Source organism: Tessaracoccus sp. ZS01 (genome assembly GCF_022342445.1).
GTDB lineage: Bacteria > Actinomycetota > Actinomycetes > Propionibacteriales > Propionibacteriaceae > Arachnia.
This window is the reverse complement of record NZ_PQFE01000001.1, coordinates 639,252-658,434: the sequence shown is the minus strand read 5'-3', so window position 1 is coordinate 658,434 and position 19,183 is coordinate 639,252. Positions and strand designations below refer to the sequence as shown.

At 67.8% G+C, this 19,183-nt stretch carries 21 protein-coding genes; 18 read left to right on the top strand and 3 right to left on the bottom strand.

From position 1 onward, the window contains the following. Complete coding sequence (locus C3E87_RS03170) at positions 1-1,020, bottom strand: glycosyltransferase family 4 protein (RefSeq protein ID WP_076059128.1); 1,020 nt, start codon at positions 1,018-1,020, stop codon at positions 1-3. Between the two features lie 72 nt (positions 1,021-1,092). On the opposite strand from C3E87_RS03170, the gene C3E87_RS03165 reads away from it, so the two are divergent. The 6 genes from C3E87_RS03165 to C3E87_RS03140 all read left to right on the top strand — a co-directional run bounded on the left by C3E87_RS03165 (position 1,093) and on the right by C3E87_RS03140 (position 5,317). Continuing rightward, on the top strand, positions 1,093-1,665 hold the full coding sequence (locus C3E87_RS03165; protein ID WP_076059126.1) for a CDP-alcohol phosphatidyltransferase family protein: 573 nt from the start codon (positions 1,093-1,095) through the stop codon (positions 1,663-1,665). A gap of 106 nt (positions 1,666-1,771) precedes the next feature. Further along, positions 1,772-2,149 carry a GntR family transcriptional regulator gene (locus C3E87_RS03160; protein ID WP_076059124.1) on the top strand — a complete coding sequence of 126 codons (378 nt, stop codon included), beginning with the start codon at positions 1,772-1,774 and terminating at the stop codon, positions 2,147-2,149. Further along, complete coding sequence (locus tag C3E87_RS03155; RefSeq protein WP_076059122.1) at positions 2,146-2,856, top strand: ABC transporter ATP-binding protein; 711 nt, start codon at positions 2,146-2,148, stop codon at positions 2,854-2,856. The genes C3E87_RS03160 and C3E87_RS03155 overlap by 4 nt, the downstream gene beginning before the upstream one ends. Further along, on the top strand, positions 2,841-3,656 hold the full coding sequence (locus C3E87_RS03150) for a hypothetical protein (protein WP_076059120.1): 816 nt from the start codon (positions 2,841-2,843) through the stop codon (positions 3,654-3,656). Before C3E87_RS03155 ends, C3E87_RS03150 begins: the two co-directional genes overlap by 16 nt. A 14-nt stretch (positions 3,657-3,670) precedes the next feature. Further along, positions 3,671-4,513 (top strand): DUF3097 domain-containing protein, encoded by an 843-nt coding sequence (locus C3E87_RS03145; protein WP_083665378.1) that lies wholly within the window; start codon positions 3,671-3,673, stop codon positions 4,511-4,513. A gap of 27 nt (positions 4,514-4,540) precedes the next feature. Beyond that, positions 4,541-5,317 carry an inositol monophosphatase gene (locus tag C3E87_RS03140; RefSeq protein ID WP_076059117.1) on the top strand — a complete coding sequence of 259 codons (777 nt, stop codon included), beginning with the start codon at positions 4,541-4,543 and terminating at the stop codon, positions 5,315-5,317. A gap of 9 nt (positions 5,318-5,326) precedes the next feature. On the opposite strand, the gene C3E87_RS03135 is transcribed toward C3E87_RS03140, so the two are convergent. Beyond that, entirely contained in the window at positions 5,327-6,091 is a 765-nt protein-coding gene (locus C3E87_RS03135) for an MBL fold metallo-hydrolase (RefSeq protein WP_158069034.1), read from the bottom strand. An 88-nt stretch (positions 6,092-6,179) separates the two neighbouring features. Between C3E87_RS03135 and hrcA the strand changes: the two genes are divergently transcribed. The 4 genes from hrcA to tgt are packed head-to-tail and all read left to right on the top strand — an operon-like array spanning position 6,180 to position 10,322. Further along, a complete protein-coding gene (hrcA, locus tag C3E87_RS03130) occupies positions 6,180-7,193 on the top strand; it encodes a heat-inducible transcriptional repressor HrcA (RefSeq protein ID WP_076059544.1) in 1,014 nt (337 codons plus the stop codon). Between the two features lie 11 nt (positions 7,194-7,204). Then, on the top strand, positions 7,205-8,377 hold the full coding sequence (gene dnaJ, locus C3E87_RS03125; protein WP_076059112.1) for a molecular chaperone DnaJ: 1,173 nt from the start codon (positions 7,205-7,207) through the stop codon (positions 8,375-8,377). Then, the gene (locus C3E87_RS03120) at positions 8,374-9,105 is read left to right on the top strand and encodes a 16S rRNA (uracil(1498)-N(3))-methyltransferase (protein ID WP_076059110.1); all 732 of its coding nucleotides are present in this window, start codon (positions 8,374-8,376) and stop codon (positions 9,103-9,105) included. Before dnaJ ends, C3E87_RS03120 begins: the two co-directional genes overlap by 4 nt. Further along, positions 9,102-10,322 (top strand): tRNA guanosine(34) transglycosylase Tgt, encoded by a 1,221-nt coding sequence (gene tgt / locus C3E87_RS03115; protein ID WP_076059107.1) that lies wholly within the window; start codon positions 9,102-9,104, stop codon positions 10,320-10,322. The genes C3E87_RS03120 and tgt overlap by 4 nt, the downstream gene beginning before the upstream one ends. A gap of 15 nt (positions 10,323-10,337) precedes the next feature. Here the strand turns inward: tgt and C3E87_RS03110 are convergent, their stop codons facing one another. After that, positions 10,338-11,054, bottom strand: coding sequence for a queuosine precursor transporter (locus C3E87_RS03110; RefSeq protein WP_233120672.1), 717 nt, complete (start codon positions 11,052-11,054; stop codon positions 10,338-10,340). A gap of 65 nt (positions 11,055-11,119) precedes the next feature. Between C3E87_RS03110 and C3E87_RS03105 the strand changes: the two genes are divergently transcribed. From C3E87_RS03105 to C3E87_RS03070, 8 genes are all read left to right on the top strand, one after another. Then, positions 11,120-11,554, top strand: coding sequence for a DUF5709 domain-containing protein (locus tag C3E87_RS03105; protein WP_076059101.1), 435 nt, complete (start codon positions 11,120-11,122; stop codon positions 11,552-11,554). Positions 11,555-11,595: 41 nt separating this feature from the next. Next, complete coding sequence (locus C3E87_RS03100) at positions 11,596-12,600, top strand: PhoH family protein (protein ID WP_076059098.1); 1,005 nt, start codon at positions 11,596-11,598, stop codon at positions 12,598-12,600. Next, positions 12,597-13,058 (top strand): rRNA maturation RNase YbeY, encoded by a 462-nt coding sequence (gene ybeY, locus C3E87_RS03095; RefSeq protein WP_076059096.1) that lies wholly within the window; start codon positions 12,597-12,599, stop codon positions 13,056-13,058. The genes C3E87_RS03100 and ybeY overlap by 4 nt, the downstream gene beginning before the upstream one ends. Before the next feature lie 45 nt (positions 13,059-13,103). Then, the gene (locus C3E87_RS03090) at positions 13,104-14,357 is read left to right on the top strand and encodes an APC family permease (RefSeq protein WP_076059093.1); all 1,254 of its coding nucleotides are present in this window, start codon (positions 13,104-13,106) and stop codon (positions 14,355-14,357) included. A 51-nt stretch (positions 14,358-14,408) separates the two neighbouring features. Beyond that, positions 14,409-15,719 carry a hemolysin family protein gene (locus C3E87_RS03085; protein WP_076059091.1) on the top strand — a complete coding sequence of 437 codons (1,311 nt, stop codon included), beginning with the start codon at positions 14,409-14,411 and terminating at the stop codon, positions 15,717-15,719. Continuing rightward, a complete protein-coding gene (gene era / locus C3E87_RS03080; RefSeq protein WP_076059089.1) occupies positions 15,712-16,638 on the top strand; it encodes a GTPase Era in 927 nt (308 codons plus the stop codon). Before C3E87_RS03085 ends, era begins: the two co-directional genes overlap by 8 nt. Positions 16,639-16,855: 217 nt before the next feature. Continuing rightward, positions 16,856-18,139, top strand: a complete 1,284-nt coding sequence (locus C3E87_RS03075; protein ID WP_083665351.1) for an extracellular solute-binding protein — start codon at positions 16,856-16,858, stop codon at positions 18,137-18,139. Between the two features lie 91 nt (positions 18,140-18,230). Further along, positions 18,231-19,181, top strand: coding sequence for a carbohydrate ABC transporter permease (locus tag C3E87_RS03070; protein ID WP_233120671.1), 951 nt, complete (start codon positions 18,231-18,233; stop codon positions 19,179-19,181). The last annotated feature ends 2 nt before the right edge of the window (positions 19,182-19,183 follow it).

The window sequence follows — 19,183 nt, the reverse complement described above, 5'->3', positions numbered from 1 at the left end:
TCACCTGCGCAGAGCGGCGGCCACTGTCGCCACGGTGTCGGACCACGTCTGGATCCCAGCGCGGCCGGCCAGCGCCTCTGCCCGCCAACGCCGGCGCACGTGGGCGTCGGTGAGCCAGGCGCGCAGTTCCGCGGCCAGGCCGACGCTGTCGCCGGGGGTGAACTGCGCGCCGCTCGTCTGCGCCTCGACAGCCCCCGTGCCGCCGCTCACGATCGAGGGGATCCCGCGGGCCGCCGCCTCCGCCACGACCATGCCGTACATCTCGGCGCGCGAGGTGTGGACGAGCAGATCGGTGCCGGTCCACACGGCCTCGAGGGCGGGGCCGTTGCGTGCTCCGGTGACGGACACGCGCCCAGCCAGGCCGAGCTCGGCGATCCGCGCGACGACCAACCGCGTGAGGGTGGGGTCCACATCGTCGGGGCCGACGAGGCGCGCCGTCCACTCCAGGTCCGGCAGGTGGGCCAGCGCCTCGATGAACGTCATGGGGTCCTTGCCCGGAGTGAGCCGCGAGAGCCACAGCAGCGACGGTGCTCCGGCTGACTTCCCAGGCCCGGGTCCCGTCGAAACCCCGGGCCGGGCCACGACGGCGTCGGCGCGCCCATAGCGCCCGGCCACCTCGGCGGCGGCCCACGCGCTGGGGACCACCAACCGGCTGGCCGCCCGGACCGCCAGGCCCTCGGACGCGCCCAGCTTGGCGCGCTCCTCCAACGACAGGGACGGGTCATCGGCGGGGAAGTAGTGCATCAGCAGCGTCACCCGTCGGCCCTCTGCCACGGCGTCGATGATCGCCTCGGGTGCCGCGGAACCGACGATGTTGTCGACCAACCACTCGTCGCCGGTGGCGAGCAACTGGAGGAGGGCACGCCGCTCGCAATCCGTGGGCAGTGGCCAGGCCCCCTTCACCGGTCTGACCCGGAGGTCGACCCCGGCGGCTGGCAGGCCCGCGATGAGCTCGTCGTCGTAGCGGTTGCCGCCGCTGGTCTGGGGGCTGCGCCAATGAGCGAAAGCGATCGGGGCCACGGTGCCTCCTTCTTGGACGTCCTCTGCATCATAAGCAGCCACCCGCCAGAGCGCCGCCGCTAGGCTCAGGCGATGAGCACGCCTGGGTCCGCGCGACTGGGCCGCTGGGTGACGGAGCTGAGGCTGACCCCGGCGGACCGGATCACGCTGGGCAGGGCTGCTCTCGGCGGCGTCTGCGCAGTGCTGGTGGCGCTCGGCTACCTCGGATACCTGCCGGGGCGCAGTTGGGCGCTGTTCCTCGTCGCGCTTCCGACGGCGTTGCTGGATGCCGTGGACGGCGCCGTGGCGCGCCGCACCAACACCGTGACCGAGCGCGGCGCCCGCTGGGACGTGGCGGTCGATTCGGCGGTGCTCCTCGTGCTCAGCCTCGCCCTGGTGCCGCTGGCCCCCTGGATCCTGCTGATGGGCGCCGCGCGCTATCTGTTCCTGTTGGGCGGCAGGTTCCGTCCGCAGTGGCTCCTCCCGTTGCCGTTCAGGCAGTCGCGCCGGCTCATCGGCGGCCTGCAGGCCCTTGTCACCGTCACGGCCCTCGTGCCGGTCGTCCCCGTCACGGTGGTGCAGTGGAGCACCGGCCTCACCGTCGCGCTCGTGGCCTACTCCTTCGCCCGCGACATCCGCTACCAGGAACGCCGCCGCGCGTACTGAGCCACCGGCCTCACCCCGGACGCAACCGACTCAGGAAGCCTGAGCCTCGAGACTCCTCTGTGCTACTGTATTAAGTACCTAATACAGTGAGACAACGGGAGGTGAGATGGAGTTCGACGCAAGCAGCCCTATCTGGCTTCAGTTGGTCGACGAGTTCATCCGTCGCATCGTCACCGGCCAGTGGGAAGCGGGGGCCCGGATCTCCGGGGTCCGCGACCTCGCTGGCGAGCTGAAGGTGAACCCCAACACCGTCCAACGCGCCCTCGCCGAACTCGAGCGGCAGGGCATGACCAGGTCCGAAAGGACCACCGGCCGTTTCGTCACCGACGACCCGGCCGTCATCGAGCAGGCCCGCCTCGGTCTCGCGGCGGGCGCGGCAGATGACTTTGCGCGGCGGGTCCAGGGGCTCGGCATGAGCCTCACCGCCGCCCGCGACCTACTGGGCCGACGCTGGTCGGTCCCCGCAGAAGGAGCCCAAGAATGACAGCACCGGCGATCCAGATCGCCCACGTGACCAAGAAGTACGGCGCGTTCCCTGCCCTCAACGACCTGAACCTCTCGCTCGAGGGCGGCCAGATCGTCGGGCTGCTCGGGGAGAACGGCTCCGGCAAGACCACCCTGTTGAAGGTGTTGGCCGGGGCACTGACGCAATACGACGGCGAGGTCCGTGTGCACGGCGTCCCCATCGGGCCGGACACCAAGGCAATGGTGAGCTTCCTGCCCGACGCCAGCTTCCTGGCAGACAACGACACCATCGACGGCTGCGTGGGCATGTTCAAGGACTTCTTCGCTGATTTCAGCGAGGCAAAGTGCCGCGACCTGCTCAAATTCTTCCAGCTGGACACCCACCGCAAACTCAACACGCTCTCCAAGGGCATGCGGGAGAAGGTCCAGGTGGCGCTGGCCATGTCGCGTGACGCGAAGGTCTTCCTCCTGGACGAACCCATCTCCGGCGTCGATCCCGCGGCTCGGGAAGTCCTGTTGGCCGCCATCGTCCGGGATCTCCCGGAGGACGCGTTGGTCCTGATCTCCACCCACCTCATCCACGATCTCGAGCCCGTCCTCGATTCCTTCGCGTTCATGCGTTACGGGCAGATCCTGCTCAGCGGCTCGGTCGACGACCTGCGGGCCGAGCGCAACATGTCCATTGACCAGCTATTCCGGGAGGTCTACCGATGGTCGGCAAACTGATCAAGCACGAGATTCGGCGCACCCTGCGCTGGTACCTCATCATCGTCGGGGGAGCGGTGCTCGTCGTCGGTCTGGCGACCCTTGCCGCCGTCCTCCTCCCGGCCCCCGTCAACACCCTCTTCGCCGTGCTCACGGCCATCGGCGCGTTCGCCGTGCCCACCGCGGTGCCCGTGTGGCTCGGCTTCGACTTCTACCGCTCGTCCTACTCGAAGACGGGGTACCTCACCCGGGCCATCCCCGTGAAGGGCTCGACGATCTACTGGGTGAAGTTGCTCTACGCCTACGTGTTGAGCGTCATCGCCCTGGTGGTCTCCGCAGGGCTGGGCTATCTGGCCGCGGTGTCCTTCGCCCTGGTGGGCGGCGGATCGGTGGGGGGCGTCAACGACGCCATCGCCGGTGCGCTCGACGCGATGGGGCGGATGCTCCCGGGCTGGGTGATCGTCCTGCTGATCGCGCTCATCCTGGTCTGGCCCTTCGTCTGGCTCGCGTCGTACTACTTCGCGGCGGCCGTCGGCAGCGAGGCCTGGAGCAGCAAGATGGGCATCGGTGGCCCCGTCCTGGTGTGGTTCCTGTTCTACGTGGCCGGCCAGGTTGCCGCCATCCTCGGCGCGTTCCTCCCCTTGCAGATGGTCTTCGACGAAGCAGGGATGGTGGGCTTCCAGGCCCGGCTGGTCAACATCTTCACCATCGAGGAGCAGAGCGTCGTGCCCGTCGGAATGTTCCTGGCGATGCTGGTGCTGTCGGCAGTGGCGATTGTCTGGGCCTCGGTGTCGTTCGACAAGAAGGTGGAGTTGCGCTGATAGCGTCGTCCGCCGTGGACAGATACGCGCGAGACGTCTTGGCACCGGGCTGGCAGAGGGCCCATCTGAAGCAGACCCGTGACGTGGCCGTCGAACTCGACCAGGTGGTCGAGTTCGACGACTTCTGCGGCGCGGTGGTCGGCTGGGAGAACGGCCTCGTGGTGTTGGAGGACCGGCACGGCAAACGCCGCTCCGCCCCGTTCGGGCCCGGCTTCCTGCTGGAGGGCGAGCCCGTCGCGCTCCGGGCCCCGCTGCGGGGAGGGCCGGTTAAGCCCAAGTACACCGCCTCCGGCTCCCGGGCGAGCCAGGAGCCCGTCAAGGCCAAGGTCGCGCTGCCCAGCCGCATCTACGTCGAGGGCCGCCACGACGCGGAGCTCATCGAGAAGGTGTGGGGGGAGGACCTCCGGCACGTGGGCGTCGTGGTCGAGTACCTCGGCGGCATCGACGACCTGCCGCGCATCGTGCAGGACTTCGGGCCCGAGCCCGGTCGTCGGCTGGGCGTGCTGGTCGACCACCTGGTGCCCGGCTCGAAGGAGTCGCGGATCGCGGCCGAGGTCTACCGCGCCGGCCACCGCGACGTCGTCCTCATCGAGGGGCACGAGTTCATCGACATCTGGCAGGCCGTCCGCCCGGCCCGCATCGGCCGCAAAGCCTGGCCGGTGGTGCCCCGCGACGTCGACTTCAAACTCGGCACCCTCAAGGCCCTCAACCTGCCGCACGCGGACCAGGCGGACATCGCGCGCGGCTGGCAGGCGATCCTCGCGCGGGTCAGCAGCTGGCGCGACCTCGAGCCACAACTGAACACCAAGGTGGAGACCCTCATCGATTTCGTCACGCAGGACCACCTCGGCGCCTGACCCCGGACGGACCACTAAGGTAGCGACATGGACACCGAAGGCATTCTGGGCCTGCTCAAGGAGACCGCTGCGGAGATCATCACCCCGCGGTTCAGGCTGTTGGCCGACACCGACGTCAACGAGAAGAAGCCCGGAGACCTCGTCACCGTCGCAGACCACGAATCCGAGGTGTACCTCACCCGCCGGCTGAAGGACGCTTTCCCGAACGCCGTCGTTGTGGGGGAGGAGGCCGTCTTCGCGGACCCGTCGCTCCTCAAGGGCCTGGGCAACGCGGACCATGCCTTCATCATCGACCCCATCGACGGCACCCGGAACTTCGTGCACGGTCGCGACGAACACGGCGTCATCCTCGCCGAGGTCCGCGGCGGCGTCACCACCCGGGGCTGGATCTGGCAGCCGCAGACCGGCCGAGCCTATGTCGCCGAGCGGGGGGGCGGGGTGCAGCTCAACGGCGGCCCCATCGAACGCCGGCGCCATGACCGCCCGCCGCTGGGCGCCTCGTCCAAGCGCAAGCTCCGCGGCTTCGACGCCGACGGCAAGCTGAGCCCCGTGGTGCGCAGCCACTTCGCATGCTGCTTCGACTACCCGGCGGTGCTCGACGGCACGTTCGACTTCATGTTCTACTCCAGCCTCCACCCGTGGGACCATCTCGCGGGGTCGTTGATGGTGGTGGAGAACGGCGGCATCAGCCGCACGATCGACGGCATGGACTACAGCCTCACCTCGCGCTCGCGCGGCGGCCTGCTGGTCGCCGGCGACACGCTGAGTTGGATGGTGGCCCAGCAGAACTGGCCCATCATCTGAGGTTCGCGCTCAGATCAGGGGCAGGTGCCTCTTCGGCACGATGCCCTTGGCACTCAGCTCGGCATAGGCCTTCGGCAGGGCGACGGCGAGCGTCTCGGCGGTGAAGGGCCACTCCGTGGCCGCCGCCGCGTCCTCCAGCTTCGTACCCTGGTGGATCAGCATCTCGGTCTGGCCGTAGAGCATGCCGATCTCGGCGCGCTGGATGAACGCGTAATCGCGGTCGACGACGGCCCCATGGCCGGGCACGAAGCGCGTCGTGGCGTTCGCGGCGCCCAGGACACCGTCGAGCACGGTGGGCCAGTTGCTCAGCGAGCCCCGGTCGTCGATCTGCGGATCCGAGCCCTCCTCCAGGAGGTCGCCGGCGAAGACGACGTTCTCACCGGGCAGGAAGACCAGCACGTCGTTGTCGGTGTGGCCCTCGCCGAAGTGCAGCGCCTCCACCCGCAGGTTGCCGAGATCCACCGCCAGCGCCATCGAGAACGTGCGGGAGACCGGAACGGCCGTGAGCTTCTCATGCGCGATCGAGATGACCTCCCCCATGCCGGCCAGGCCGTTGACGTGGTCGTGATGGTCGTGGGTCAGGAGGACGTGAGTCACGGGGACGCCGGCCAGCGCGGTGGCCGACGCCAGGACCTCCGCGCCCTGCTCGGGCGAGTTGCCGGTGTCGATCAGCATCGCCCCGGTGTCGCCGACGATCAGCCCGATGTTGACACGGTGCGGTTCCACGGTGGTCATGAAGACGCGGTCGGTCACGGGGGTCCAGTCGAGTGTCATGATGCCCATCGTAGGGGCGGTACACTGGCACTCGGTAAACGAGAGTGCCAATGAGTAGGCTGCTGCAGCAAGTGTTGGAGGTGACGTGATAGACGACCGCAAGTTCGACGACCGCAAGCTCGAAGTCCTCAAGGCCATCGTGACCGACTACGTGGCCAGCCGCGAGCCGGTGGGCTCCAAGGCCCTCGTGGAGCGGCACAAGCTCGATGTCTCGGCCGCCACCGTCCGCAACGACATGGCCGCGTTGGAGGAGGAGGGCTACATCACGCAACCCCACACCAGCGCCGGCCGGATCCCCACGGACAAGGGTTACCGGCTGTTCGTCGACAAGCTTGCGCGCATCAAGCCTCTGTCAGGCGCGGAACGCACCGCCATCACCACGTTCATGAACGGCACCGCTGACATCGACGACCTCGTGATGCGCACCGTCCGCCTCCTGGCGCAACTGACCCGTCAGGTCGCCATCGTGCAGTACCCCGTGGCGCAGCACGACGTCATCCGGCACATCGAACTGGTCTCGCTGACGGCCGAGCGTTTGATGGTGATCGTCGTGCAGTCCTCGGGGCGGGTGGACCAGAGCGTCATCGAGGCCCCGGCGCTGGATGAGGCCCGCCTGCACGGGCTGCGGCAGAAGTTGGTCGCCGCGACGGTGGGCCGGGCCGCCGCAGATGCCGCCGACGCACTGGTGAGGGTGCTCGACACCATCGCACCGGAGGACCGGGCGTTCTCCGCGCCGGTCGTCGCCACGGTCCTGGAAACCATCGCCGCCGAACCCGCCTCGCAGGTGGTGGTGGCCGGCGTCCCGAACCTGGCCGGCGCCGCCTTCGAGACGAATATGCGGCCGCTGTTGGAGGCCCTCGAGGAGCAGGTCGTCCTCATGCGTCTCCTCGGTGAGGCGGGCGGTGACGACATCACCGTCCGCATCGGGCAGGAGAACACCGCCCAGGGGTTCCAGTCGACATCACTGGTGGCCTCCGGATACGGTGCCGATTTCCGGGCGAGCCTCGGCGTCGTCGGACCCACCCGGATGGACTACCCGTCCACCATCGCCGCGGTGCGCGCCGTGGCTCGTTACGTGAGCAGATTCCTCAACGAAGGCTGAACGCAAGAAATATGAGCAAGGATTACTACGCCATCCTCGGTGTCGAACGCGACGCAACCCCTGAAGGCATCAAGAAGGCCTACCGCCGTCGTGCCATGAAGGTCCATCCCGACGTCGCCCACGAGGACGCGGAGGCCGCAGAGAAGTTCAAGGAACTCAGCGAGGCCTACGAGGTGCTGAGCGACCCGAACAAGCGTGCGGTCTTCGACCGTGGCGGTGACCCCATGGCGGGTGCGGCCGGTGCGGGCTTCTCGGGCTTCGGCGGCGGGTTCGCCGGTGGCTTCGACTTCACCAACCTCGTCGACGCCATGTTCGGCCAGGCCGGCAGCCGTGGGCCACGTTCCCGCGTGCGCCAGGGCCAGGACGCGCTGGTGCGCGTCTCCCTGGATCTGCACGAGGCAGTGTTCGGCGTGACCAAGCCGGTGAAGGTCGCCACCGCCGTCGTCTGCCCGAAGTGCACCGGCTCCGGCGGCGAGCCCGGGTCTGAGCCGGTGACGTGCTCGACCTGTAACGGCAACGGCGACATCACCCAGATCCAGCGCAGCTTCCTCGGCGACATCCGCACCTCGCAGGCGTGCCCGACGTGCCGTGGCTACGGCACGACCATCCCGCGCCCCTGCGGCGAGTGCTCCGGTGAGGGCCGCGTGCGCACCACCCGCACCCTCCAGGTGAAGATCCCGGCTGGTGTCTCGACGGGCATCCGGATCCACCTCGAGGGCCAGGGCGAGGTAGGGCCCGGCGGCGGCCCCGCCGGAGACCTCTACGTGGAACTGTCCGTCAACAGCCACGAGAGCTTCCGGCGAGACGGCGACAACCTCGAGATGGTCGTCAAGCTCCCCATGACCGCCGCTGCGCTCGGCACCACCGTCGCCGTCACCACCCTCGAGGCGGAGTGGGAGAAGTCCGACGTCGAGGACCGCACCGTCTCCCTCGAGGTGCCGTCCGGCACCCAGTCCGGCACCCGGATCGCGCTGAAGGGCCGCGGCGTGCCGCGCCTGCGCGGCGGTGGCCGGGGAGACCTGGGCGTCACCCTGCTGGTGCAGACCCCCACCAAGCTCGACGACCACCAGCGCGACCTGATGCACCAGCTCGCCGAGGCCCGCGATGAGATCCGGGCGGAGGCGGTCACCGCCAAGCCCGGCAAAGCGGGTGTCTTCGGCAAGCTGAGCGAGTGGTTCTCGTGACGGATCCCCTCTTCCTCGCCACGTTCGACGACACCGTCCGGCCCGGTCAGCGCGTCGTCGTCACCGGCGATGAGGCCCACCACGCCGTCAGCGTGAGGCGGATCCTGACAGGGGAGAGCGTGATCCTCGCCAACGGCGAAGGACTCGGGGTGCGGGGCACGGTCATCGACGCCGCCAAGCGTGAGCTCACGGTCGAGGTGACCGAAGTCTTCGACGACGAGCCTCCCGCCCTGCGGTGGGGCGTCGTCCAAGCGCTGGCCAAGGGGGACCGCAGCGACCTCGCGGTGCAGATGGCCACCGAACTGGGCACCCGGCGCATCCTGGCGTGGCAGGCGTCGCGCTCGATCGTCCGCTGGCAGGGTGACCGGGGAGCCAAGGCGCTCGAACGCTGGCAGGCGACGGCGCGCGAGGCCGCCAAGCAGTCGCGCCGCTTCGCCGTCCCGGTGGTCGAGGCGGCCTCCACGGCACAGGTCGTCGAGGCGATCCGTCAGGCGGACCTGGCCCTCGTGTTGCACGAGGACGCCGCGTTGCACATCGCCCAGGTCGAACTTCCCGCCGAGGGCATCGGCCTCGTCATCGTCGGTCCGGAGGGTGGCATCTCACCGGAGGAACTGGACACCTTCGTCGCGGCCGGTGCGCAGGCCGTGCTGATCAGCGACGGGGTGCTGCGCACCTCGACCGCCGCTGCGGTGGCGCTGGGCCAGCTCGACGTGCTGGCGCGCCGATGAGCTTCTCGTTCGATGTCACCCACCACCTGGAGGGTGCCCCGGGGCGGGCGGGCGTCATTCACACTCCCCACGGCCCCATCGAGACCCCGGCGTTCATCGCCGTCGGTACCAAGGCCACGGTGAAGGCCGTCCTGCCCGAATCCGTCGCCGCCACCGGCGCGCAGGCCGTGCTGGCCAACGCCTACCACCTGTACCTCCAGCCGGGCTCCGACATCGTCGACGAGGCCGGCGGCCTCGGCAGGTTCATGAACTGGCCCGGGCCGACCTTCACGGATTCGGGCGGGTTCCAGGTGATGAGCCTGGGCGCCGGCTTCAAGAAGGTGCTCGCCATGGACACCAAGGGGATGGTCGACGACGACGTCATCGCAGAGGGCAAGGAGCGCCGCGCCCACGTCGACGACGACGGCGTGACGTTCAAGTCGCACCTCAACGGCACCATGCACCGGTTCACCCCCGAGATCTCGATGCGCATCCAGCACGAACTGGGCGCCGACATCATGTTCGCCTTCGACGAGCTGACCACGTTGATGAACACGCGCGGCTACCAGGAGGATTCCGTGGCGCGCACGCACGCCTGGGCGGTGCGCTGCCTGGCGGAACATGCGCGGCTCACCAGGGAACGCGCCGACAAGCCCTATCAGGCGCTGTTCGGCGTCATCCAGGGTGCCCAGTACGAGGACCTCCGACGTCGGGCCGCCCAGGGCCTGGCGGCCCTGGAGGTGGACGGCCACGGCTTCGACGGCTTCGGCCTCGGAGGGGCGCTCGAGAAGGAGAACCTGGGGCAGATCATCGGCTGGATGGTCGAGGAACTCCCCGAACGCAAGCCCCGCCACCTGCTGGGCATCTCCGAGCCGGACGACCTCTTCGCCGCCGTCGAGATGGGGGCCGACACGTTCGACTGCGTCAACCCGTCGCGCGTGGCCCGCAACGCGGCCATCTACACCGCCGACGGCCGCTACAACGTCAACACCGCGGCCCACCGGCGCTCGTTCATCCCGCTGGAGGACGGGTGCGACTGCTACACCTGCACGCACTACACCCGGGCCTACCTGCACCACCTGTTCAAGGCCAAGGAGATGCTGGCCTCGACGCTGGCCACCATCCACAACGAGCGGTTCACCGTGCGGTTGGTCGACACGATGCGCCAGACGTTGAAGGACGGCTCGTGCCACGCCTTCCGCGACGAGTTCCTGGGCAGGTTCTACAGCGGCCGTTGACCGCCGCCGGAACCCTCAGGCGACGTCGTCGTAGGAGGGTTCGTGGCGCTTCACGAGCTTGATCACCTGGTAGGTCACCGGCAGGAAGACCACCTCGACCACCACCTTGTAGACGTAGCCCACCAGGATGTAGTTCAGCAGGGTGCCGCCGGTGATGATGCCGGCGAAGGCCACGGTGCAGAAGATGATGGTGTCGGCCGCCTCGCCCACGACCGTGGAGCCCAGGAGCCTCGCCCACAAGCCGCCCTCGCGGGTGCGCTGCTTCAGCTTCACCAGCACCCAGGCGTTGAGCAGTTGTCCGGCGAGGTAGCCCAAGGCCGAGGCCAGCACGATCCGCGGCACGAAGCCCAGCACTGCCTCGAACGCCGCCTGGTTGCCCCAGTCCGCGGCCGGGGGAGCCGCCCCCACCACCAGGAAGGTCAGCGACGCCAGGATGGAGACGGCGAAGCCGATGAAGATCGCCCGCTTGGCGCCCCGCATGCCGTAGACCTCGGCCAGCACGTCGCCGATCACATACGTGAGGGGGAACAGGAACGCGCCCCCGTCGGTGATGATGGGCAGGATGGGGAAGCCGAAGACCTCCACGTCCGGGCCGAACTGGATGAGCTTGACCGCGGACACGTTGGAGATCAGCAGAAGCGCACAGAACAGGGCCACGACGATGTCGTAGACGCCGTGCTGGCGGGCTGCAAACTTGGCGGTCATGGTCAGTTCCTCGAGGCTGGCTGGCACCCCGGAACTATATATCGCCCGCGAGTTTGTGCCCGCTACCGGCCCGCTGGTGGCAAACTCAGTACATGGACGACATCACCGAGACGGTTCCTGAAGAATCAGTGCAGCTGGACCAACTCCAGCCGGACGACTCCTTGATCTACCGCGGGGTCGACGACGTTCTGGACGAGGGTTACATCACGCCCGACGACTGGTCGCCCGCCATGGGCTTCGGCAACACCGCCGAAGAGATGCGGCAGGGCGAGACCATCGACATGCGGGTGAAGCAGGAGTTGCCGGACAGTTCGCCGGAGCAGGACGAGCACTGGAACCCCGGCGACGAACCGCGCGAAGTGGGCGGCGAACGCGCCGGCCGGCTCATGCGGGTCCAGGGGCCGGGTGGCAGCGAGACCCTCGGTGTCGACGTCGGCTTCAGCGGAGGCGCCGCCAGCGCCGAAGAGGCTGCGATGCACATCATCTCCGATGACGACGAGGATGACGCATCCTTGGACGTAGACTGATGCATCGGCGCTGACCAGCCCATGCACCCACGGATCAAGGAATTGCCCTGAACAACAACTCTCTCGACCAGCAGCATGCCGTGCGTAACGTCGGGGTGCCCCCGTCGATCGACATGGTCAACCTCCTCGGCCCCCGCGACGAGTACCTGCGGATCCTTGAGGAGAACCTGGCCGCAGACCTGCATGTGCGGGGTGGGCAGGTGACCCTGTCGGGCAAGGCAGTCGACGTGGCGCAGGCCGCTGACGTCCTCACCGAACTCGTCACCATCCTCCGCACCGGGCAGGGCCTCACGTCGGAGACCGTCGAACGGGTCCTCCAGATGGCGGACGAACCCAACGCCACGGCCTCGGAGGTGCTCACCCAGAACATCATCTCCTCGCGTGGCCGCACCGTCCGTCCCAAGACGCTCAACCAGAAGCGGTACGTGGACGCCATCGACCAGCACACCGTCGTCTTCGGCATCGGGCCCGCCGGTACCGGCAAGACCTACCTCGCGATGGCGAAGGCCGTGCAGGCGCTGCAGGCCAAAGAGGTCAGCCGCATCATCCTGACCCGCCCGGCCATCGAGGCCGGCGAGCGGCTCGGATTCCTCCCCGGAACCCTGAACGACAAGATCGACCCGTACCTGCGGCCGCTCTATGACGCCCTCCACGACATGGTGGACGCCGAATCGGTGCCCAAGCTGTTGACCTCCGGCACCGTCGAGGTCGCCCCCCTGGCCTACATGCGCGGCCGCACGCTCAACGACGCGTTCATCATCCTCGACGAGGCCCAGAACACGTCGATGGAACAGATGAAGATGTTCCTCACCAGGCTCGGCTTCAACTCGAAGATCGTCGTCACCGGCGACGTCACCCAGGTGGACCTGCCCGGTGGCATCAAGAGCGGCCTCCGCGGGGTCCAGCACGTCCTGGACGGGGTGGAGGACATCGAGTTCTGCACCCTGACCAACCGCGACGTCGTCCGCCACAAGCTCGTCGGCCGGATCGTGGCGGCCTACGACCAGTTCGAGAGCCTTGCCACGGAGCGGAGGCGCGCGCAGTGATCGACCTGAACAACGAATCCGGTGCCGAGGCGGACGAACTGGGCCTGATCGAACTGGCCCGCTTCGCCCTGGACAAACTGCGGATCCATCCGCAGGCGGACCTGTCGATCGTCCTCGTCAATGAGGAGACGATGGCGCAGTACCACGAGCGGTTCATGGACCTGCCCGGCCCCACAGACGTGATGAGCTTCCCCATGGACGAACTGCGGGCGCCGGATGAGGACGAGGAACCGCCGCTGGGCCTCCTCGGCGACATCGTGCTGTGCCCCCAGGTGACGGCGCGCCAGGCTGCAGACAACGGACGCGAGCCTGACGCCGAGGCGGAGTACCTGCTCATCCACGGCCTGCTGCACCTCCTGGGCCACGACCACGCGGAGCCGGAGGAGAAGGCTGTCATGTTCGGCCTCAACGACCGCATCATCGCCGCCTGGGAATTGGCACGGCCCGGACGCTCCTGAGAGGCTGGGGCCCGACGTCCCGTTCCCGAACCCGCAGGAGAAGCGATGTCCACCCGGCCTCACGCCCGGTCCGAGTTGAACCGCAGCCTGGGGCTGTGGGACGCGATCGCCATCGGTGTGGCGTCGATGGTGGGCGCCGGCGTCTTCGTCGTCTGGTCTCCCGCAGCCGCTGCGGCCGGTGACCTGCTCCTCGTCTCCCTGGTGATCGCTTCGGTGGTCGCCTGGGCCAACGCCACCTCGTCGGCGCAACTGGCCGCCCAGTATCCGGCCGCCGGGGGCACCTACGTCTATGGGCGTGAGCGGCTCGGGGAGTGGCCCGGTTACCTGGCCGGGTGGAGCTTCGTCATCGGCAAGACCGCCTCTGTGGCCGCCATGGCGCTCGCCTTCGCCGCGTACCTCGCGCCCCAGGGCTGGGAGAAGCCGGTGGCTGTGGGTGCCGTCTGGGCCCTCGTCGTCGTCAACCTCCTCGGCGTGAGCCGCACCGCCCAGGTGGCCAAGGTGCTCGCCTCGCTGGCACTGATCGGCATCTTCACCGCACTCGGGGTGTCGTGGTTCGGAGGCCGGGGCACGGCCACGTTCGGGTGGGCGGACATCGACGGCAGCCCCTACGGCGTGCTGCAGGCGGCCGGCCTGCTCTTCTTCGCCTTCGCCGGCTACGCACGCATCGCCACCATGGGCGAGGAGGTGCGCGACCCGCGGCGCACCATCGGCAGGGCGATCATCACGGCGCTCATCATCGTGCTGCTGCTCTACGCCGTCGTCGCCGTGTCGCTGCTGACCTGGGTCGGGCCGGAGGCGCTGGCGGCCTCCAGCGCGCCGCTCACGTTGCTGACCACCGCGCATCCCGTCGCCTCGGCCATCCTCACCGGGGGAGCGGTGGCAGCCATCGCCGGGGCGCTCCTGGGGCTGTTGTCCGGCATCGGCCGCACGATCCTGGCCATGTCGCGTGAGGGCGACCTCCCACGCTACTTCGACCACACGCATCCGCGCACGAAGGTGCCGGACCGCATCGAACTGCTGCTCGGAGTCGTCGTCACCGTGGTGGTGCTGGTGGCGGATCTGCGCGGCGCCATCGGCTTCTCGTCGTTCGGCGTGCTGCTCTACTACTTCGTCGCGAACGTCTCCGCCTACACGCAGGATGCCGAGCACCGCCGGTACCGCCGGGCCTGGCAGGCCGTGGGGGCGCTGCTCTGCCTGGTGCTGGTGGCCACGTTGCCGTGGCCGTCCGTGCTGGGCGGGTTGGTCGTGCTGGCTGTCGGAGCGATGTGGCGTCTGCTGCGACCACGAGCGCTGCGTTAGACTCCAACGCACCATGAATTGTCTTCCGAGTGAGCGAGTTGATCGAATCCCGTGACGCAGTCCGAATGGATTGAACTGGGCATTGCCCTCCTCTGCGCTATCGGCGCGTCGCTGCTGGCTGCGGTTGAGACCGCGTTGGGCGTCATCACCAAGTCGCGGGCCGAGCGGCTCGTGGAAGACGACGTGCGCGGCGGCGACCGCATCCTCCTCATCACCCAGGATCCGGCCCCCACCATCAACGCCGTCATGTTCGCGCGGATGGCGCTGGAGATCAGCTCCATCGTGGTGGCCACCATCGTCATGTTCACCCAGTTCGAGGTGGACTGGCAGCGGGCGCTGGCCACGATCGCGATCATGCTGGTGGTGTCGTTCATCCTCTGGGGCGTGGCACCCCGCACCATCGGTCGCCAGAAGCCCGAGGCCACGCTGCGTGCCTTCGGCCCGGCGATCAGCGCGTTGACCACCGTGCTGGGCCCCGTCGCCCAACTCATGGTGTACCTCGGCAACGCGTTGACCCCCGGCCGGGGATACGCCGACGGTCCGTTCGCCACGGAGGCCGAGCTGCGCGACCTCGTCGACATGGCCCAGGCCCACGACCTCATCGAGGCCGGCGAATCGAAGATGATCCACTCGGTCTTCGAACTGGGCGACACCATCGTCAAGGAAGTCATGGTGCCCCGCACCGACGTCGTCTTCGTCACCCGCGACAAGACGCTGCGCCAACTCCTGTCCCTCGCGTTGCGCTCCGGCTTCTCCCGGATCCCCGTCATCGGCGAGAGCCTCGACGACGTGCTGGGCGTGGCCTATCTGAAGGACGTGGCCAAGCGCATCCACGACTTCCCGGACGCCGAACGGCTGGAGACGGTGGGCGACATCATGCGCCCCGCAGCCTTCTGCCCGGATTCCAAGCCCGTCAGCGAGCTGCTGCGCGAGATGCAGCTCAGCCATTCCCACCTCGTGCTGGTGATCGACGAGTTCGGCGGCACCGCCGGCCTGGCCACCATCGAGGACATCCTCGAGGAGATCGTCGGCGAGATCGTCGACGAATACGACCATGACACCCCAGCCGTCACTGAGCTGGGGGAGGGTCGCTACCGGATCTCCTCGCGGCTGCCGCTCGACGAACTCGGAGCCCTGTTCGGCGTGGACCTCGAGGACGACGAGGTCGAGACCGCCGGCGGCCTCATGGCAAAGCTTCTGAACCTCGTCCCGATCCCCGGCTCACGCGCCGTCGTCGGCGACCTCGAACTCGTCGCCGACCGCGCCGTCGGCCGCCGCCACCAGATCGGCACCGTGCTGGTGCGCCGTCTGAGCCGCGACGAACTGGACCACCACACTCCCCAGGAGAACACAGATGACTGACCCAACCTTCCGCTCCGGCTTCGCCTGCTTCGTGGGCCGGCCCAACGCGGGCAAGTCGACGCTGACCAACGCGCTCGTCGGCCAGAAGATCGCCATCGCCTCCAGCAAGCCCCAGACCACCAGGCACGTCGTGCGCGGCATCGTCACCCGTGACGACGGCCAGCTGATCCTGATCGACACCCCGGGGCTGCACAAGCCGCGCACGCTGCTCGGCCAGCGACTGAACGACCTCGTCTACGAGACGTGGGGTTCGGTCGACATCGTGGGCGTCTGCCTGCCCTGCGACCAGCGCATCGGCCCCGGCGACAAGTTCATCATCGGCGAGATCGCCCAACTCCAGCGCAAGCCGAAGCTGGTGGCCCTGGCAACCAAGACCGACCTCGTGAATCCCCAGCGGATCCTTTCGCATCTGGTCGACATCGCCGCGGTGGCCGAGGAACTGGGCATCGAATGGGCAGAAGTGGTGCCCTGCTCCGCCACGGAGGGCGACCAGCTCGACGTCGTGCGGGACTCGCTCCTCGGACTGCTGCCCGAGGGCCCGCAGTTCTACCCCGACGGTGAGATCACCGACGAGCCCACGGAGACACTCATCGCGGAGTTGATCCGCGAAGCGGCCCTTGAGGGGGTGCGGGAGGAACTGCCCCACTCGATCGCCGTGACGATCGACGAGATACTCCCCCGGGCGGACCGGCCCGAGGACAAGCCCTTGACCGATGTCTTCGCCACCATCGTGGTGGAACGCGATTCCCAGAAGGGCATCATCATCGGCCATCGGGGCGCACGGTTGAAGGAGATCGGCACCACGGCCCGCGAACAGATCAACCGGCTCCTGGGCACGCGCGTGCACCTCAACCTGCACGTCAAAGTGCTCAAGGAATGGCAACGCGACGCAAAACACCTCAATCGCCTGGGGTTCTGAACGGAAATCGCTCAGGGTGCCTTGAGCAAGTTGGCGCAGGCGTCGATTCAGGGCGTTCACCTGGCTCAAGTGTGCAGGCCGCCTGCTCATTACCCTGTTAACGGTAACTATTTGGTTACAGCGTGGTGGTCTTGCCTGGTCAGCCGGGGTGGGTGTTCCTAGTATCAACACAAACAACCGCCCCGGTTGACCTTGACCTTAAGGAAAGGACACACACGTGACGAAGCGTGTTTACAAGCTAGGCGTGGCCGCCATCGTCGGCGTCTTCGCTCTATCTGCCTGCGGTGGCAACGGCAACGACAATGGCAATGACGCCCCCGCCGACGACGCCGGCAGTGAAGTTGCACCTGCGGATCTCGAGACGACCATCAAGATCCTCGCGCCGTCCTACTCGGACAGCTCGAAGGCGGATTGGGATGCCATCACCAAGAAGTTCAACGAGGAGTACCCGAAGGTCACAGTTGAACTGCAGATCGATGGCTGGGAGAACTTCTCGCAGACCGTCCAGTCGCGCATCCAGGCCAACGACTACCCGGACATCCTGAACGACAACGCGTTCTCGTCGTCGGCTGAGGCCGACCTGCTCTACCCCATCGATGAGCTCCTGAGCGAGGAGACCATCAGCAACATCGACGCCGGCCTCCTGGCCAACGGAGAAGGCCCCGACGGCACGCAGTGGGCGGCTCCCGACATCGCGTCGGCCCGCATGCTCGTCTACAACACCGACCTCTTCGAGCAGGCCGGCGTGGCCGAGGCTCCGAAGACGTGGGAAGACCTCGAGGCTGCCGCAGAGAAGATCACCGCGCTCGGTGACGACATCTACGCCTACGGCATGCCCTTGGGCGCCGAAGAGGCCCAGGTCGAGTCCTCCCTCTGGGTGTGGGGCGCCGGTGGCAACTGGACCGACGGTGAGAACCTGAAGGCCGACTCCGACGTGGCCGTCGAAGGCTTCACCCAGATGAAGAAGATGTACGACGCCGGCTACACGCAGCCCAACCTCGAAGACGATCGTCAGGACACCACTGACCTCCTCGCCGCGGGCAAGCTCGCCATGGCCATCGGCCACGGCCAGGTCGTCGGTGACGCCACCGCCAAGGGCATCAACGTGGCTCTGGCCCCGATCCCCTCGAAGGACGGCGAAGGCGTGGCCATCGGCGTGACGGACTTCATCGTCGCCTTCAACAACGACGATGCCGCGCGCAAGCAGGCCACTGCCGCGTACCTCGACGTGTTCTACTCCGATGAGGTCTACGAGCCCTGGTACAAGGGCACCGGCCTCCTCCCGGTGACCACCTCCACCATCGAAAAGGGCAAGGCTGAGGCCGAGGGCAACGAAGCTGCCTTCCTCGACGCCCTGTCCGTGGTGAAGTTCCAGCCCGTCTCGAACCCCCAGTGGGATGCGCTCCAGACCGCCCTGCAGGCCAACGCCTACAAGATCGGCACCGAAGAGCCCGCCGCTCTGCTTGAGCAGATCGAAGCTCAGGTCGCAGCCCAAAGCTGATCTGTCCGTGTGAGGCGGGGTGGCACGGGAATCCCCGGGCCACCCCGCGTCACGCGAACACCACCCACAATCACGAGAAGGGACGACAGCGGTGTCGTTGACAGCCACCCCCCAAATGGTGGAGCAGGTAAAGAAGCGGAAGATTTCCGGAGGCTGGGAGACGCTGCGTGCGCTTCCCTGGCTGCTGCCCACCCTGATCCTGATAGTCGGGGTCGTGCTGTACCCGGCCGCGCTGATGATCTACACCTCGTTCTTCAAGTACAACAACAAGGGCATCCAGCGCAGCCCAGACCCCGTCGGCCTCGACAACTACATCGGTAAGGCCGGAGCCCTGACGTTCCCGGGTGTGCCGATCGGCCGGATCATGGCCAACACGGTCGTCTGGGTCGTGGTCGTGGTGGTCATCACCGTGCTGTTGAGCCTCGTCCTCGCGCAGTTCCTGAACAAGCCCTTCCGCGGCCGCAAGCTGCTGCGCCTGTTCATCATCCTCCCGTGGGCCTGCTCGGTCGTCATGACGGCCACCGTCTTCCGCTACGGGCTGCAGCAGAACGTCGGCCTGTTCAACCGTCTCCTGGTCGATACCGGCATCCTCGAAACAGCACGGGCCTTCACGAAGGACCCCGGCTCTGCGTTCTGGGTGGCTGTCTTCGTGGCCATCTATGTCTCGCTGCCGTTCACGACGTACACCATCCTCGCGGGCCTGCAGGCCGTCCCCACGGATGTCCTCGAGGCCGCCCACGTCGACGGCGCCCATTCGGCCCAGCGTTACTGGCACATCGTGCTGCCGCTGCTGCGTCCCGCCATCGCGGTGGCCGCGCTCATCAACATCATCAACGTCTTCAACTCGCTGCCGATCCTCCGGATCCTGCAGGAGACCCCCGGCTACCACAACGGCCACATCACCACAACGCTCATGTACGAGTACCAGTCCGCCCTCGGCCCCGGGGTCTCGTCGGCCCTCTCGGTGCTGAACTTCCTGTTCTGCCTCGTCATCATCGCGGTCTACCTGATCATCGTGCAGCCCACGAAGGAGGTGGCCTGAGC

What these genes read in the sequence shown, in the direction of transcription:
- C3E87_RS03165 (WP_076059126.1), top strand. Translation starts at nt 1,093, where the DNA reads ATGAGCACGCCTGGGTCCGCGCGACTGGGCCGCTGGGTGACGGAGCTG.
- C3E87_RS03160 (WP_076059124.1), top strand. Translation starts at nt 1,772, where the DNA reads ATGGAGTTCGACGCAAGCAGCCCTATCTGGCTTCAGTTGGTCGACGAG.
- C3E87_RS03155 (WP_076059122.1), top strand. Translation starts at nt 2,146, where the DNA reads ATGACAGCACCGGCGATCCAGATCGCCCACGTGACCAAGAAGTACGGC.
- C3E87_RS03150 (WP_076059120.1), top strand. Translation starts at nt 2,841, where the DNA reads ATGGTCGGCAAACTGATCAAGCACGAGATTCGGCGCACCCTGCGCTGG.
- C3E87_RS03140 (WP_076059117.1), top strand. Translation starts at nt 4,541, where the DNA reads ATGGACACCGAAGGCATTCTGGGCCTGCTCAAGGAGACCGCTGCGGAG.
- C3E87_RS03135 (WP_158069034.1), bottom strand. Translation starts at nt 6,091, where the DNA reads ATGACACTCGACTGGACCCCCGTGACCGACCGCGTCTTCATGACCACC.
- dnaJ (WP_076059112.1), top strand. Translation starts at nt 7,205, where the DNA reads ATGAGCAAGGATTACTACGCCATCCTCGGTGTCGAACGCGACGCAACC.
- tgt (WP_076059107.1), top strand. Translation starts at nt 9,102, where the DNA reads ATGAGCTTCTCGTTCGATGTCACCCACCACCTGGAGGGTGCCCCGGGG.
- C3E87_RS03105 (WP_076059101.1), top strand. Translation starts at nt 11,120, where the DNA reads ATGGACGACATCACCGAGACGGTTCCTGAAGAATCAGTGCAGCTGGAC.
- C3E87_RS03090 (WP_076059093.1), top strand. Translation starts at nt 13,104, where the DNA reads ATGTCCACCCGGCCTCACGCCCGGTCCGAGTTGAACCGCAGCCTGGGG.
- era (WP_076059089.1), top strand. Translation starts at nt 15,712, where the DNA reads ATGACTGACCCAACCTTCCGCTCCGGCTTCGCCTGCTTCGTGGGCCGG.